This is a genomic window from Butyrivibrio sp. XBB1001 (assembly GCF_000424505.1).
Classification (GTDB): domain Bacteria; phylum Bacillota; class Clostridia; order Lachnospirales; family Lachnospiraceae; genus Butyrivibrio.
In genome coordinates this window covers 1-14,308 of sequence record NZ_AUKA01000029.1, presented here as the reverse complement: position 1 = coordinate 14,308, position 14,308 = coordinate 1, and the positions used below count along the sequence as shown (strand labels likewise).

Genomic DNA, 14,308 nt, shown 5'->3' with positions numbered 1-14,308 from the left:
GTCGTGAGACAGTTCGGTCCCTATCCGGCGCGGGCGTAGGATATCTGAGAGGAGCTGTCCTTAGTACGAGAGGACCGGGATGGACGGACCGCTGGTGTATCAGCTGCATCGCCAGATGCATAAGGCTGGGTAGCCACGTCCGGAAGGGATAAACGCTGAAGGCATCTAAGCGTGAAGCCCCCCTCAAGATGAGATATCCCTGGCTTGTCCAGTAAGACCCCTTAGAGAGTATGAGGTTAGATAGGCACAAGGTGTAAGCACGGTAACGTGTTCAGCTGATGTGTACTAATAGGTCGAGGGCTTATCCAAGAAGGTTAGGAACGATTGAAAAAAAGGATTTAGATTATCAGTGTTCGGTTTTGAAGGTACAAACTGTATTTTTATATATGCCGATGTGGCTCAATTGGCAGAGCAGCTGATTTGTAATCAGCAGGTTAACGGTTCGAGTCCGCTCATCGGCTCTAATTATTTAAAGCGAGGTACTGCTAGCAGTTTGCAGTATCTCCTTTTTTGTATATTTTTCTGTTTAGGCCATCATTTTTTCGTTGCTTATTACCTCAGAATCATATAAAGTAATCTGTGTTTATTGCAGATAGATCAAATGTTTATTGTTACTAGAACGAGCTGTATGCAGGTTCATAGTAAAACCCAGTGTACTAGAAGGGTAGAAAGTAAGTGATACGTATTGGAATAGTAGATGATGACAGGAGTTCAAGAGAGAGTATTCATCAGGAAATCTCTGATTATGCAAGGAATCATCATCTGGAGTGTGAATTAAGTGAATATGAAAGTGCTCTGAAGTTCTTGGACAGTGGAGATAAAGGCTTTGACATGTTGATTCTTGATATAGACATGCCAGGAATGTCAGGAATGGAGCTCGCTGAGAAGATAAGGGAGACTGATAAGGATGTTGTTATTGTCTTTTGTACGAATCTTCAGCAATTTGCAATTAATGGCTACAGTGTTGGAGCTCTAGGTTTTATGGTAAAACCTGTGCAGCCTTATGCACTTAATCTTACAATGGATAGGGCTATTAATGCTGTAAAAATGAATCAAAAGCACAATAATACAGACAGTGATACTAAGTTTGTGCTTAAGGATGGAACCATTTCTCGCCTTGTTAGTGTCTCTGATATTGATTATATTGAGGTTCGCCAGCACTATCTTTTATACAATATTAAGGATAGTAACACCGGAGCGAGAATAGTAATTAAAAACAGAGGAACTATGCAGGAAGCGGTCGAAAGGCTTTCTCAATATGGCTTTTGGCGCTGTTCATCAAGCTTTTTGGTCAACATAAAAAGTGTTACAGCGGTGAGTCGTGTTAATGTTTTTATTGGAAACGAGCTTCTTCCTATAGGAAGGACCTTTAAGGAATCCTTTATGGATGCATTTTCCAGATATCTTGCCAAGAAAGGATGGGAGGATCCATGTCAGTGATTGAATTTATTTTTTCAAGGCAGGTACAGATAGGCATGCTTTTTGCAGCACTTTTGTTTATGCCATGGAAGCAGAAAAGAGAAAAATTTCTCACCAGGTTTGGAATTGGTGTTGCGTCATTTCTTGTTGTTACAGAGCTCTGCATCAGATGGAATATTGAGAACAAGGTAAGGCTGCTTTTGTTTACGGTCCTTTTGCTGGCATTTTATTGGTTTTGCTTTGAATGTAGCTTTATTCACTATGTCTTTTACACAACCTGTGCATATGCTGTTCAGCATATTTCAAGTAAGCTGGCCTACATGATTGTTGTGCCTTTTTCAGTAAAAAGAAATATCGTAGGCTATACCTTTGCTCTTGTAGTACTTGTTGTGGTATCGGCTCTGGTTGCTGTAGTTGTCTACATAAAATATACCAAGCCATATCTTACAAAAGGTAATCTTCAGTTTGATAATGCAAAGATAGTTCTGTATTCTGGATTTTTTCTGATAGCGGCCATTTATTTAAGCGTGCTTTTGGAGGATGGGCTTGACACTGGGGCATCCTCTTATACTACAAGCTATTTATGTCTGAATGCTTTTTGCATACTGTTTGCGCTATCAATACTTGCTCTTGAGTACACAAACTTTAATACAAAGCAGCTTCAGCAGGAAAATCAGATACTTGCCACGCTACTTGAATCTGACAGACAACAGTATGAGCAGGCCAAAAAGGATATGGAAAAGATCAATATCCGCTATCATGACATCAAGCAGCAGTACACCAAGGCATCTGAGGAAGAAAAAAGCAAGCTTGAAGAAGAGATGGCTGAGCTTAATCTGAGATATTTTACTGGTAATAAGGCCGTGGATATAACGCTTACTCAGAAATCTGCTAAATGTAATGAAGCAGGAATTCAGCTTGTATGTTCTGCAGATGGAAGTTGCCTTGATCGCATGAAGCATTATCACATCTATTCTATGCTTGGAAATGCTCTTGATAATGCCATAGAATGTCTTGAACAAGTATCTGATGAAGAGAAAAAAGTTATTACTTTGGATATTCATAAAGAGAAAAACATGGCAGTCATCAGGGTTGAGAACTATACTCCCAATCAGCCGTTATTTAAAGATGGGGATCTTTTAACTACTAAGGCAGATAAAAGAGATCATGGGTATGGTGTGAAAAGTATACAAAACACGGCAGAGATTTATGGTGGTATTGCACATATATTTGTTGAAAATGAAATATTCTATCTGCTAATTACTATTCCTTGTAGTGAAAATCTTACAGTGAATTAAATGCATATTAACAATGTGTTCATATTTAAAGGGCGACTTGGATAAAAAAATCTAAGTCGTTCTTATTTTTTTGTGTAAATTGTGACCTGGATTTTTACAATTGTGCCATTTTGTTGAATACCGTATTTTTTTTCCATAGTATGTACTTAATGAAAATTCAATCTCACTTGTGGGTGGTGCACAACCTTATAAATGGGAGAGGGTAATTACAACATTTTTATTTAAGGAAAGATGGGGATTAAGATGAAAAAACAAAGCACTAACAAGTCAGGGCTTTGGCTCGGACTTGCAGGTTCTGCAGTTCTTTTGGCAAATCTTGTTTTCACAGGAACTGCTATTGCTTTCCAGCAGGAAGGTGAGATCAACCATGCACTAGGTCTTGAGGGATCTGGAGCTACCTATGGTGGCACAGAATTCTCAGAGGATGGAACTCTTACAGATGAGAGCTATGCCAAGTACATTGAGGCTGCTTACAAATTCTGTGAGCAGGAAGAAGAGGAAGGAAGCGTACTTCTTTACAATAAGGACAACGCTCTTCCATTATCTGAATCAGAGCGTAACGTAACTGCTTTTGGCCGCGGAAGTATAGATCCTGTTTTCCGTAGTACCGCAGGTGGTTCTTCAACAAATAAAGAATTCCAGCAGACTCCTGTAGATGCACTTAAGGGTGCTGGATTTAATGTAAATCAGGTTGTCCTTGATGCTTATTCAGCTGCTCCTGTTGCAGAAGCGAGAAGTGTATCAAGTGTAGGTGAGTATGATGCATCTATCTTCACAGCAGATGTAGAGAAATCCTATGCATCCTATGGAGATGTGGCTTTTGTAACACTTTCTCGTTTTGCTACAGAGGGTAATGACCTTGCAATGACAAATGCAAAGGGTAAGAGAATGTTGGAACTTGATGATAATGAGAAGGCAATCTTCAAGAGTATCAAGGATTCAGGCAAGTTCAATAAGACAGTAGTTCTTTTGAACTCAGTATTTGCACTTGAGCTAGACTGGCTTGAAGAATATGACGTAGATGCTGTTCTCTGGGTCGGTAACCCTGGATTCTACGGAATGCCAGGTGCTATCAGGGTAGTGACAGGTGAGGTTAATCCATCAGGTCATACAACAGCTACATTTGCTGCAAATTCTCTTTCAGCTCCTTCTGCAGAGAACTTTGGACTTCACAAGTATGATTATGGAACAAAGACTCCTCGTGAAGCGGGTGAGAACTTTGTAAGCTACAACGAAGGCATTTATGTAGGCTACAGATATTATGAGACTCGATATGAGGATACTGTTCTGGGTCGTGGCAATGCTGATTCCAAGACTGGTGCCAAGGCCTCAAATGCTGGATGGAACTATGCTGATGAAGTTTGCTTCCCATTTGGTTATGGTCTTTCTTATACAACTTATGATTACCACATGGATAATCTTGAGTATGATCAGGAGAACGACACATTTAAGGCAACAGTAACAGTAAGCAATACTGGTTCTGTAGATGGCAAAGCTAGTGTTCAGCTCTATGGACAGTCACCTTATACAGAGTATGATGCTCTTAACGGTGTTGAGAAGTCTTCAATTCAGCTTCTTGGTTATGACAAGGTAGATGTAGCTGCCGGTGAGTCACAGACTGTTGATATCGAAGTTCCAGGATATTTCCTTGCTTCTTATGACAGACTTGGTGCTAAGGGCTATATTTTAGATGCTGGCGATTACTATTTTGCAGTAGGTAACGGTGCTCATGATGCTCTTAACAACGTTATGGCTGCTAAATATGGCGCAGAAGTAGAAGGCAAGTTGACAGATGAAGCTGGTAACGTAGTTACTGGTAATGTAGAGGCTACATCTTCATGGACAGCGCCAAATACAGAAGTTGATACAACCAAGTATCGTCAGTCACGCTACAACAGCGAGGTAGAGGTTACAAATACCTTCGATGATGCAGATGTTAACTATTGGGTAGATGAAAACGAGAAGATAACATATCTTTCACGTTCAGACTGGGATGCTACATATCCTACAACACTTGAGACAATTACTGTTAATGACAAGCTTTACAACGGACTTAACATGCAGACTTATGAGAAGGCCGCAAATGCCAAGCATGTTTCTGATTTCAATCTTGGTGTTAAGCTCGATGAAAAGATTGATTTCATCGATATGAAGGGCGTAGCTTTTGATGATCCTAAGTGGGATGAGTTCTTGTCACAGCTTACTCTTTCTGAGCTTCTGATCAACATGGGAGATTCAAAGGGTATAAAGGCTGTTAAGGCTGTTAATAAGCCTGGTTGCACAATCGTAGATGGACCAGAAGGTATGAATGGTCAGTTCAAATATGGAGATCGCCGTAATTGTACAGGTTGGGCTACACTTCCAATCGTAGGTGCTACATGGGATCATGATGTTCAGACAAGATTTGGCCAGATGTATGGTGAAGATGCTCTTTATGCATCTATTCCAATTGCGTATGCTCCTGGTGCTGACACACTTCGTTCTCCATATTCAGGACGTACTTCTGAGTATTTCTCAGAGGATGGTGTATTTAGCTACTATGCTGCCAAGAATGTATCGCATGGTATGCGTACAAAGGGACTTATCGGAACAGTCAAGCACTTCTTCCTGAACGAGCAGGAAGCCGGAAGACAGGGTATTTCTACATTTGCCAATGAGCAGGCTATCCGTGAGATTTATATGAGAGCATTTGAGGGTTCACTTGCAGAGGGTGATTCACTTGGTGTTATGACAGCTTACAACCGTATCGGTGTTATGTATGCCGCTGCTAGCCAGGGTATCCAGCATATCCTCCGAGACGAGTGGAAGTATGACGGATACATCATCGATGATGCACTTACAGCATCTGCTTATTCTTCTGCACCAGAAATGCTCATGGCTGGAAATAACATTTTCTGCCTTGATACAGCAAGACCAACAGAAATTGAGAAGCTCATCATGGATACAGATGATGGTGATCTTCTTCAGAAAGTTCTTGATTCTAACCGTTATATGTACTACATCATGCTCAAGTCATCTATGGGTGGCGCTGATGCATCTGAGATTGTTGTTTCTGATGCAGCTCCTTGGTGGCAGATTCTTTTAAGAGTCCTTGATGTTGTATCAGTTGTACTTGTAGTCTGCGCAGTAGCTATGTATGTCCTTTATACATATACAAAGGTTTTTGCAAAAGAAAACGCTTCTGCCGCTGCTAAGAAGAATTAATGGAGGTTTGGATCAATGCTGGAACGCTTAAAAAATAAAGCCCTTGGCAGTTATCTCTGCCTGGCTTCAGCGCTTGTGGCGCTTATCACAGCTATTTGCTTTTTAATGACTCAGGAAACAGCTGCTCCTCTTGGACATAAAGGTCCTATGCCAGGTTTAGTGCTTCTTGTTGGAGCGGTTATTTCACTCATAATGTTTTTTGTGCCTGTTCGTTTTGGCGCTTTTATACAGGCAGCAATTTATAATGTAGCTCTTTACCTTGTAGTTGTTCAGTTGTACTTCGTATTTGCTGACGTTATCAATCATGTAACATTTGCAGGTGGTAATCCAACTCTTTGCGTGTTCTACATGGTTGGAACTTTTGTAGCCGCTCTTCTGTGCGTGATCGCTTGCTTTATGAATCAGACCAAGACAGAAGAACAGGTTAACCTTAAAAAAGATCTGCTTAAGGGTGTTTCTTTTGCGGTAGTAGCCTGCGCAGCTATCTTTGGAGTTTCATTTGTTGATGTAACTCCTGCTTCTGAGGTTTTAGCTGAATCATCCGATGTTGAGGATTCATTCGAAATGAAACTTGCAGATAACTCTTTTGCCAATATGTCAATTGAGGAGCTTGCGGCTATTCCACGCGATGAGTGGGAAGCCAAGGAAGCAAATGGCCAGATTGCATACTTCTTTGAAGGACAGTATACAGAAGGGTTTGCAACAATCGTTGATCCTGCCTGCCTTGATATGTACTGCGCAGTAGATGGTTCAATGTATGGATCATTCTCAGGTCCTACAACATCAGTAGGTGGCGGAAATGTAGAGTATGTTTACGGCTACTGGTATAACCGTGATGAAAATGGTGATAGAAACTTTGTTGTTCATATCACTGGAACGTTAAACAATGCTGGCATCACAAGAGCTGTTAATGTTGAAGGCGGTGAAGATGCGGATGTATTTATCTTTGATACAGAGCATGGTGATTACACACTTGAAGCCAGCCTTAGCTATGGCGTTGGCGGAGGTACATTTACACGTAACATCAATATTTACGGTATGCCATACGCTGCAGCACAGAGCATCACAATTGACTCTTCCAAGCTTCGCACTTTCTACACAGGAGATGCTTTTGATGCAGGAGAGCTTGTAGTAACAGCTGTTCGTGCAAACGGAGCAGAGGAGACTATCTGGAATGGCCGTCTTAACTATGACGGATTTGATTCTGAGACACCTGGAACCAAGAAAGTTACTGGTACATTCCTTGGTCAGTCACAGGAATTTGAAGTTAAGGTAGAAGAACTGGTTGCTGAGACCTTTGACGGAAGCTATGAGCTTGTAGTCGGAGATGCACCTGTAGCTATGGATGCGAGTCTCCTTATCGACTACTCACACAAGAAAGTAACTATCACTGCAGCTGATGGCTCAGCAGCAATTACTGGAAGCATTGTAGATGCAAAGGATGATGTGGTTACTGCTACTCTTAATGGTAGTCAGCCAGTAGAAATTGTTATTACAGAAGAGGACGGTAATAGAAGTGTTGTGATTCCAGCCCATGAAGAAGTTGTTACAGGCTGGACAGGTAGCGCAACATATTCAATAGGTGAATGCGGTTTCGGACAGCAGTAATCTGCTAATTTTGGGGGTATAGTTTTATTTTTGATAAGAGCCCGTGATGAATTGGTCAATCATCACGGGCTCATTTTTATTGCAGAGCCGCTGAATGGTCAAAAATTACTAAAAAAATTACTTAGAAATAAGATGTATGAGCATAGAGCGATAGTCACCATTTTGTGGTGGAATGACAAGTCCTACTTTTTCAAGGGTTGATCCTAAAAGTTCAGTATCATTTCCCCCTATCACATATCTTGCATCCGCCATAAGTCCAGGAACTTTTAAAAGCTTTCTGGAGGAATTTGGAGAAGCCAGTACCTGAACATAGGTGATGAGGGCTTCTTTTTTATCCTTACTAACTACCATGTAGGCGTCATACTCATGATTTCTCTGGTAGGAAGAGAGCCTGTAGTAATCACCGCTTCTTACAAGGTGATTGTATTTGTGATATAAGGCAACCTGGCGGGAGATATCAGCTCTGTCCTCATCAGGTATTCTGGTGATATCAAGCTCATAGCCAAAGGTTCCTGCAAGGGCTACATCTCCGCGAGTCTTAAAAGGAGTGGTCCTTCCAACGATATGATTCGGGCAATCGGATACATGGGCGCCCATTGTGCTAAGAGGGAAGATAAGGCTTGTTCCTTCCTGAATCTTAAGTCTTTCTATGGCGTCTGTGTCATCTGAACACCATATCTGAGGGCTGTAATATAACATACCGGCATCAAATCTTCCACCACCTCCTGAACAGTTTTCAAGTAGAAGATCAGGAAACTCAGTGATCATGCGCTCCTGGAGTTCATATACGGCCAGCATATACCTGTGGCTAAGTTCGCCCTGAGATTCGCTATTAAGTCCAAGGGATCCAAGGTCACATAATTGCCTGTTCATGTCCCATTTAACATATTCTATGTTGGCGCTAGTTAAGATAGCTTTGATACGTCCAAAGATATAATCCCTAACTTCCTGCCTGGTGATATCAAGTACCAGCTGATTTCTGCTTCTGCAAGGAAATCTGTCAGGGAGCTGAATTGCCCAGTCGGGGTGCTCTTCAAAAAGTTTGGATCTTGGGGAGATCATTTCTGGCTCCATCCAGATTCCAAATTTCATGCCAAGGGCATTGACTTCATCAACCAGCTTTTTTAGACCGCCCTTGAGCTTATTTTCATTTACAAACCAGTCCCCAAGACTTGAATTGTCATCATTTCTTTCGCCGAACCAGCCATCATCCATTACCAGCATCTCAATGCCGCTTTTCTGAGCCTCTCTGGCAATGGCTAGGAGCTTGTCACTGTCAAAATCAAAATATGTAGCTTCCCAGTTGTTGATAAGGATTGGTCGCTCCATATCCTTATATTTACTTCTGATCAAATGAGTCCTGAACAGATCATGGAATGTTCTGGTCATTTTCCCAAGGCCGGCAGAAGAGTAGGTCATTACAACCTCTGGAGCCTCAAAGACATCTCCAGGTTTCAGTGTCCATCTAAAATTCTTGGCTCCAATACCCATGTAGGCTCTTAGACTGTTAAACTGACTCTTCGAAACGCCTGCTTCAAAATTACCTGAATAGACAAAAGAAAAACCGTATACCTTGCCTGTATCTTGTGAATCTTCATTCTGGACAAGGGCCATAAATGGCTGGAACTGATGTGATGATTCTCCTCTGAAAGACTCAATGGAAGTATCTCCATAGCCGATTTCTCTAAAATCCATACTGCGTTCCCTTGCCCATGATCCACGAAGAGTCAAGAGTTTGAAATTGTCCTGATCCATATCCAGAGTAAAAGACATTACTTTATCAAGATATATAGTTTTCTCAGAAGTATTTTCAAGTCTCACAGATCTTGTGATCACGTCAAGGCCTTCAAATATGCTATAGGACAAAATGCACTTGAGTCCAACAATCTTATCTATGAGTGTAATCTCAAGACTCATAGAATCCTTTTCCTGTCCAAAGGTAGCTGGAAGGCCGGGAATAGCTCTTTTACCCTTAAATATTTCATGAGAATCATAGCATAGTAACAGGCCTGAGTGACCGTTGCTATCAGTGATCTCTATGCTGCTTTTTCTGTAGTCCCCAATGTTATTGGAAGAATACTCAAAGGGAAATCTGTCAAGAAAAGAGCTTCTGTCGCGCATATCCACTGCTGGAGTAACCTGAGGCTCGATTGCCTTCCAAAGAAATGCAGCATCATTAGGGTCTATCTTGTCCCCATAATAAAGGTGCCCTAAAAGCCCCTCATCTCCGGCAATTCCCATCACATAGCTTGTTGTCTTGGTGTCAATTACAAACACTTTTTCTTTTTCCCAAAATCTTATATTCATACCTTATGCTCCCCATTGATGATCTAATACTTACTATCCATTGTACAATTCTTCCGCTTTATGTCTATATTGATACTGTAATTGTGCATCATTTTTTTCCGAACAGATATTAGAATTCTTTGTATAAATAACATATAACATAGCAAAAAACATAAATGGGATATATTATAATCACAGACATAAATGACATATTTGGTATAAATCCAGATACATGGTATAGTCAATATTATTAGAGGCATGTTCTGTGTACCATACCTTGCTGATTACGTTCAAAAGGAAGAACTAGTCTCGGATGTAGTGACAGTAGCGAGACAGAGAAGAGTATAAAAATGAGTAGAAAAATATTAATATTAAACACAGGCGGAACATTGTCCGCAGTAATGAAAAAGAATGGCCTTATTCCAGGCTTGTCTATCCATGACATGCAAAAAGAGCTAAAAATGGTATCGGGAGATACTGATATTGAGATTGAAGACTTCTGCTCCGTGGACAGTGCTAATATTTTCCCAGAGGATTGGTGCGCTCTTGCGCAAAAGATAAGTGACTGTAGAAATGACTATGATGGAATAGTTGTCATTCACGGAACTGATACACTTGCCTATACATCTTCCATGCTTTCCTTTATGCTCAGGAATGTAAATATCCCTGTAGTTATCACAGGTTCGCAGCTATCTATCACAAATCCTGTGGCTGATGCCATGGAAAACTGCAGATGCGCTATTCATATGGCGGCCAGCCAGATTCCGGGAGTTTTTGTGGCATTTAACAGAAAGGTAATTCTGGGATGCAGAGCCTCAAAAGTCAGATCTCTTAGCTTCGATGCCTTTGAGAGTATAAATTACCCTAACATTGCAACAATCAGTTCTCTTGGAATGAAAATAGATACTTCAGCTGTTCCGGAGAGAACGGGGATTTTTAAATTATCCAACACTTATTCAGATAAGGTCTGTATGATCAAGATGTTTCCTGGAATTCACAGGAGCTTTATTGAATCTATTGCCCAGCAGGGCTATAAGGGCCTGTATATAGAGGCTTACGGTATTGGAGGAATGCCTTTTCTCAAGCATGATTTTATTGGAGCTCTGGATAAAGTCATACAGAGTGGCATGACCGTGGTAGTAGGAACCCAGTGCAGATATGAGGGTACCAAGATGGATGTATATGAGACTGGTAAAAGAGCTATGGCAATAGGTGCTCTTGAAGCCCGCGATATGACTAGCGAAGCAGCTCTCACAAAACTCATGTGGATATTGGGAATGACAGAAGATGTCAAGGAAATCCGCGACTATTATTCAATAAATATGGCTGGAGAAATGGCCAAGATCTGAGGAAAATACTGTAGGATTGAGAGAACACAATGACAATAATCATAGCAAATATAATAGACTTTCTGGCCGCCATGCTGCAGGTAGGCTCAGGTGCAATAAAGAAAAAATCGAAGATACTCATAGTGCAGATAGTTCAGCTTCTGATGCAGGCAGTGAGCATGCTACTTCTTGGCGGCATAACAGGAGCCATCAGTAATGTCCTGTCATGCCTTAGAAACTACCTATGTTATAAAGAAAAGCTTAATACCATATGGAAGATCATCCTTATAGCAGCTTCAGTTGTAATGACAGTAGTTATGAATGAACAGGGGCTTCTTGGGGTAATACCGGTAGCTGTTTGTACTGTCTACATAATTTTTATGGACGTAAAAGATCCTGTGAAATTCAAGCTACTAGTGACTCTTTCATTTATTCCATGGGTTGTTTATCATTTTGCGCTGAAATCATATACAGGAGCTTTCTTCGACCTGGCTTCTGTCGTTACCAACGCGTCAACACTTTACAAGATGGTTCGAGAAAGCGCAGAACAAAAAGAAAAAGCGAAATAACTACTGATCTGTAGCAGATGATCATAAAAGTCATGACTGGTTAGATAGGAGATAAGGGGCCATGAGTCAGAAAAATGGAAAGCAATTCCCACCTATAGGGACCAAACAGGAAATCAAGGTAAAACAAAGTCCAGCTGCCGAGGCACTTAGAAAAGCTCCGGACGAAGCTCTTGCCAGAGCTATTCATGACACTCTGCTAAGGCAAAAAGAGGGAAAATAGAAGAATAGGGGGACATGAAGATGATCACAGTCAATTTGTACTATACAGGAACAAATGGCGCAGCCCGGAAATTTGCTGAAGAAATGGAAAAGAGTGGAACAGCAGATAAAATCCGCGCAGAAAAAGGAAATTTTCGGTATGAGTATTTTTTTTCTATGAAGGATCCAGAGACAGTTCTTCTAATTGACGCCTGGGAAGATCAGGCCGCAATTGATGCCCATCATGCATCTCCAATGATGAAAAGTATCGCAGAACTAAGAAATAAATACGATCTGCACATGAGAGTGGAGCGATTTGTTTCAGAAGATTTGCCTGTTGGGGATGAAGGGTTTATAAGGAAATAACAATAAGACCGCTACTGGGCCAGACCTAATAATTAACTTAAAATTTATCTTTATTTTAGATAGAAGTTATCAATAAAAAACATTTATCTTATATGATTTTATTATAGAAAAAAAGTGGGATTAAAGGAGAAATTCTTTTGTATAAACTCCCTGAAGAGATAAAAAAATCATATGAGAGTCTTAAAGTTCCGATGATCATTATGGGACCTTCAGCAAGTGGTGATTATGAGCCACTTGCTATTTCTGATGGTTTTCTAGAGTTTCACAGTTTATCCAGAAAAGATTTGTATGGTTATTATGGAGATGATTTAAAAGAGGGATTTTTCGAGAAGGTTCATCCTGAAGAAAAGGAAAAACTTCGCGCAATTAGCCTGGATTTCCTTAATGGAAAAACTGAATATGACATTACTTTCAGAGTAAGAATGGAGGATGGTTATCACCTGATCCATTCAACCGGCTACTGGCAGACCATGGAAGATGGAACAGATCTGGCTTTTTTGGTTTACAATGATGTCCAAAAGCATGAGAACAAGTTTTTGGAAATTGCAAATAAGTATAAGTTGTTTCAAAAAGATGAATTCTATGTAGATGCCTTGACTAATCTTCCAAACTTTAACTATGTCAACAAGTATGGTGACAGCAAAATAAGGGAAATCGTAGAAAAAGGCAAAACGCCCGTAGTTATTTACCTTGATATAGATTCAATGCAGTCTTACAACAGAAGATATGGAATTAAACGAGGGGATGATCTATTAAACCTTGTTGCCAATATCCTTGTGGCAGAGTTTTCCCATGGACTAGTTGCACGTATAGTTTCAGACCATTTTGGCGTTATTGATGAATTTGAAGGTGAAGAAGATATTGTAAGCAAAATTGAAAGGGTCAATACCAAGATAAAAATGAGCGCCTTTGGTACAACAACCGGATTAAATGTCGGAATATATGTAGGAAATAAGAATGTTTCGCTTACTGAATCCATTGATCACGCTGTAAGAGCCAACAAACTTGTTGGTGAGGATTTGAAAAAGTATTATAGGTTCTATACTGTAGAAGACGATATTTTATATAATCACCAGAGATATATAATTGAAAACTTTGCTAAAGCAATGAAAAATGGCTGGATCAAGGTCTTTTACCAGTGCTTTTTGCGCATAGAAACCGAAAGTGGAATGGGTTTTGAAGCACTTGCAAGGTGGAAAGATCCCAAGTATGGGCTTATAAAGCCTGATGATTTTATACCAGCACTTGAAAAATACCATCTTATGCATGAAATGGATCTTTACATGTTTGAAATGGTGTGTAAAGAGGTAAAAATCCGATATGATGAGGGACTTCCTCTTTTACCTGTTTCCATCAATTTCTCCAGGCAGGACTTTGACTATATAGATGTTATTGAAGAGATCAATAAGATTTATGACAAGTACGACATTGATCAGTACGGCATAGATAAGAGCTATTTTATCATCGAGATTACTGAGCAGGGACTGGTTAAGGCTACAGATAAATTCTATGAACAGCTTAGAAAAATCAGGGAAAATGGCTATAAACTCTGGGTGGATGATTTTGGAAGTGGATATTCATCACTTAATGTATTTAGTAGTTTTGATATAGATCTCATCAAGCTTGATATGAGTCTTTTGATAAATCTTGATGCGCATAATGGTGCAAACAGAGTCATCCTAAAAGGTATGATAGATGTTGCCCACGAGCTTGGAATCCACACTCTTTGTGAGGGAATGGAAACTGAGGAACAAAAGAAGTTCCTTCTAAGTGTAGGATGTGAGCTGGGGCAGGGGTACCTATACCATAAACCAGAAAGCCTCGATACTATTCTGGATAGACTTCATCAGGATATTCCTATTCCGAAGTGGGAATCGGAAAAAGAGAGAATAGCTCAAGATAATAACTGGAAATGAAAAAGTAGAGCTGGCTTGATTTGATATGATTCCCCTAAAGTAGACAATGGAAATATCCAAAGTCTCCTTTAGGGGGATTTTTTATGGCAAAAAGGAAACATTCTGCTGAGTGGATG

General features: G+C 40.4%; 10 protein-coding genes, 1 tRNA gene and 1 rRNA gene. 11 read left to right on the top strand and 1 reads right to left on the bottom strand.

Translation table 11 applies throughout. The annotated features are described in order from the left end of the window. The 6 genes from G631_RS0115570 to G631_RS0115545 form a co-directional block, all read left to right on the top strand. Positions 1–309 (top strand): 23S ribosomal RNA (locus tag G631_RS0115570); the annotation flags it as partial. Between the two features lie 79 nt (positions 310–388). Beyond that, positions 389–461: transfer RNA gene (locus tag G631_RS0115565), tRNA-Thr, on the top strand. A 214-nt stretch (positions 462–675) separates the two neighbouring features. Next, positions 676–1,440, top strand: coding sequence for a LytR/AlgR family response regulator transcription factor (locus G631_RS0115560; RefSeq protein ID WP_026490228.1), 765 nt, complete (start codon positions 676–678; stop codon positions 1,438–1,440). Continuing rightward, entirely contained in the window at positions 1,431–2,717 is a 1,287-nt protein-coding gene (locus tag G631_RS0115555) for an ATP-binding protein (protein WP_026490227.1), read from the top strand. Before G631_RS0115560 ends, G631_RS0115555 begins: the two co-directional genes overlap by 10 nt. A 243-nt stretch (positions 2,718–2,960) precedes the next feature. Beyond that, complete coding sequence (locus G631_RS19505) at positions 2,961–5,921, top strand: beta-glucosidase (RefSeq protein ID WP_051197319.1); 2,961 nt, start codon at positions 2,961–2,963, stop codon at positions 5,919–5,921. 15 nt (positions 5,922–5,936) lie between these two features. Beyond that, the gene (locus G631_RS0115545; protein WP_026490226.1) at positions 5,937–7,529 is read left to right on the top strand and encodes a bacterial Ig-like domain-containing protein; all 1,593 of its coding nucleotides are present in this window, start codon (positions 5,937–5,939) and stop codon (positions 7,527–7,529) included. Between the two features lie 117 nt (positions 7,530–7,646). Here G631_RS0115545 and G631_RS0115540 read toward each other — a convergent pair whose 3' ends face one another. After that, positions 7,647–9,836: an alpha-galactosidase gene (locus tag G631_RS0115540; RefSeq protein ID WP_026490225.1), complete on the bottom strand. Its 2,190-nt coding sequence runs from the start codon at positions 9,834–9,836 to the stop codon at positions 7,647–7,649. A 329-nt stretch (positions 9,837–10,165) separates the two neighbouring features. Here G631_RS0115540 and G631_RS0115535 point away from each other — a divergent pair, with 329 nt between their 5' ends. The 5 genes from G631_RS0115535 (at position 10,166) to G631_RS0115515 (ending at position 14,192) form a co-directional block, all read left to right on the top strand. Beyond that, a complete protein-coding gene (locus G631_RS0115535; protein ID WP_026490224.1) occupies positions 10,166–11,164 on the top strand; it encodes an asparaginase in 999 nt (332 codons plus the stop codon). 29 nt (positions 11,165–11,193) lie between these two features. Then, entirely contained in the window at positions 11,194–11,712 is a 519-nt protein-coding gene (locus tag G631_RS0115530) for a YgjV family protein (protein ID WP_026490223.1), read from the top strand. A 61-nt stretch (positions 11,713–11,773) separates the two neighbouring features. Beyond that, positions 11,774–11,932: a hypothetical protein gene (locus G631_RS21025; protein WP_155833947.1), complete on the top strand. Its 159-nt coding sequence runs from the start codon at positions 11,774–11,776 to the stop codon at positions 11,930–11,932. A gap of 20 nt (positions 11,933–11,952) precedes the next feature. Then, a complete protein-coding gene (locus tag G631_RS0115520) occupies positions 11,953–12,276 on the top strand; it encodes a putative quinol monooxygenase (RefSeq protein WP_026490222.1) in 324 nt (107 codons plus the stop codon). 137 nt (positions 12,277–12,413) lie between these two features. After that, entirely contained in the window at positions 12,414–14,192 is a 1,779-nt protein-coding gene (locus G631_RS0115515; protein WP_026490221.1) for a sensor domain-containing phosphodiesterase, read from the top strand. Positions 14,193–14,308 lie beyond the last annotated feature (116 nt).

Bases quoted from the DNA above. Each gene is read 5' to 3' on its own strand.
- G631_RS0115535 (WP_026490224.1), top strand. From the start codon at position 10,166: ATGAGTAGAAAAATATTAATATTAAACACAGGCGGAACATTGTCCGCA.
- G631_RS0115555 (WP_026490227.1), top strand. From the start codon at position 1,431: ATGTCAGTGATTGAATTTATTTTTTCAAGGCAGGTACAGATAGGCATG.
- G631_RS0115530 (WP_026490223.1), top strand. From the start codon at position 11,194: ATGACAATAATCATAGCAAATATAATAGACTTTCTGGCCGCCATGCTG.
- G631_RS0115545 (WP_026490226.1), top strand. From the start codon at position 5,937: ATGCTGGAACGCTTAAAAAATAAAGCCCTTGGCAGTTATCTCTGCCTG.
- G631_RS0115520 (WP_026490222.1), top strand. From the start codon at position 11,953: ATGATCACAGTCAATTTGTACTATACAGGAACAAATGGCGCAGCCCGG.
- G631_RS21025 (WP_155833947.1), top strand. From the start codon at position 11,774: ATGAGTCAGAAAAATGGAAAGCAATTCCCACCTATAGGGACCAAACAG.
- G631_RS0115540 (WP_026490225.1), bottom strand. From the start codon at position 9,836: ATGAATATAAGATTTTGGGAAAAAGAAAAAGTGTTTGTAATTGACACC.
- G631_RS19505 (WP_051197319.1), top strand. From the start codon at position 2,961: ATGAAAAAACAAAGCACTAACAAGTCAGGGCTTTGGCTCGGACTTGCA.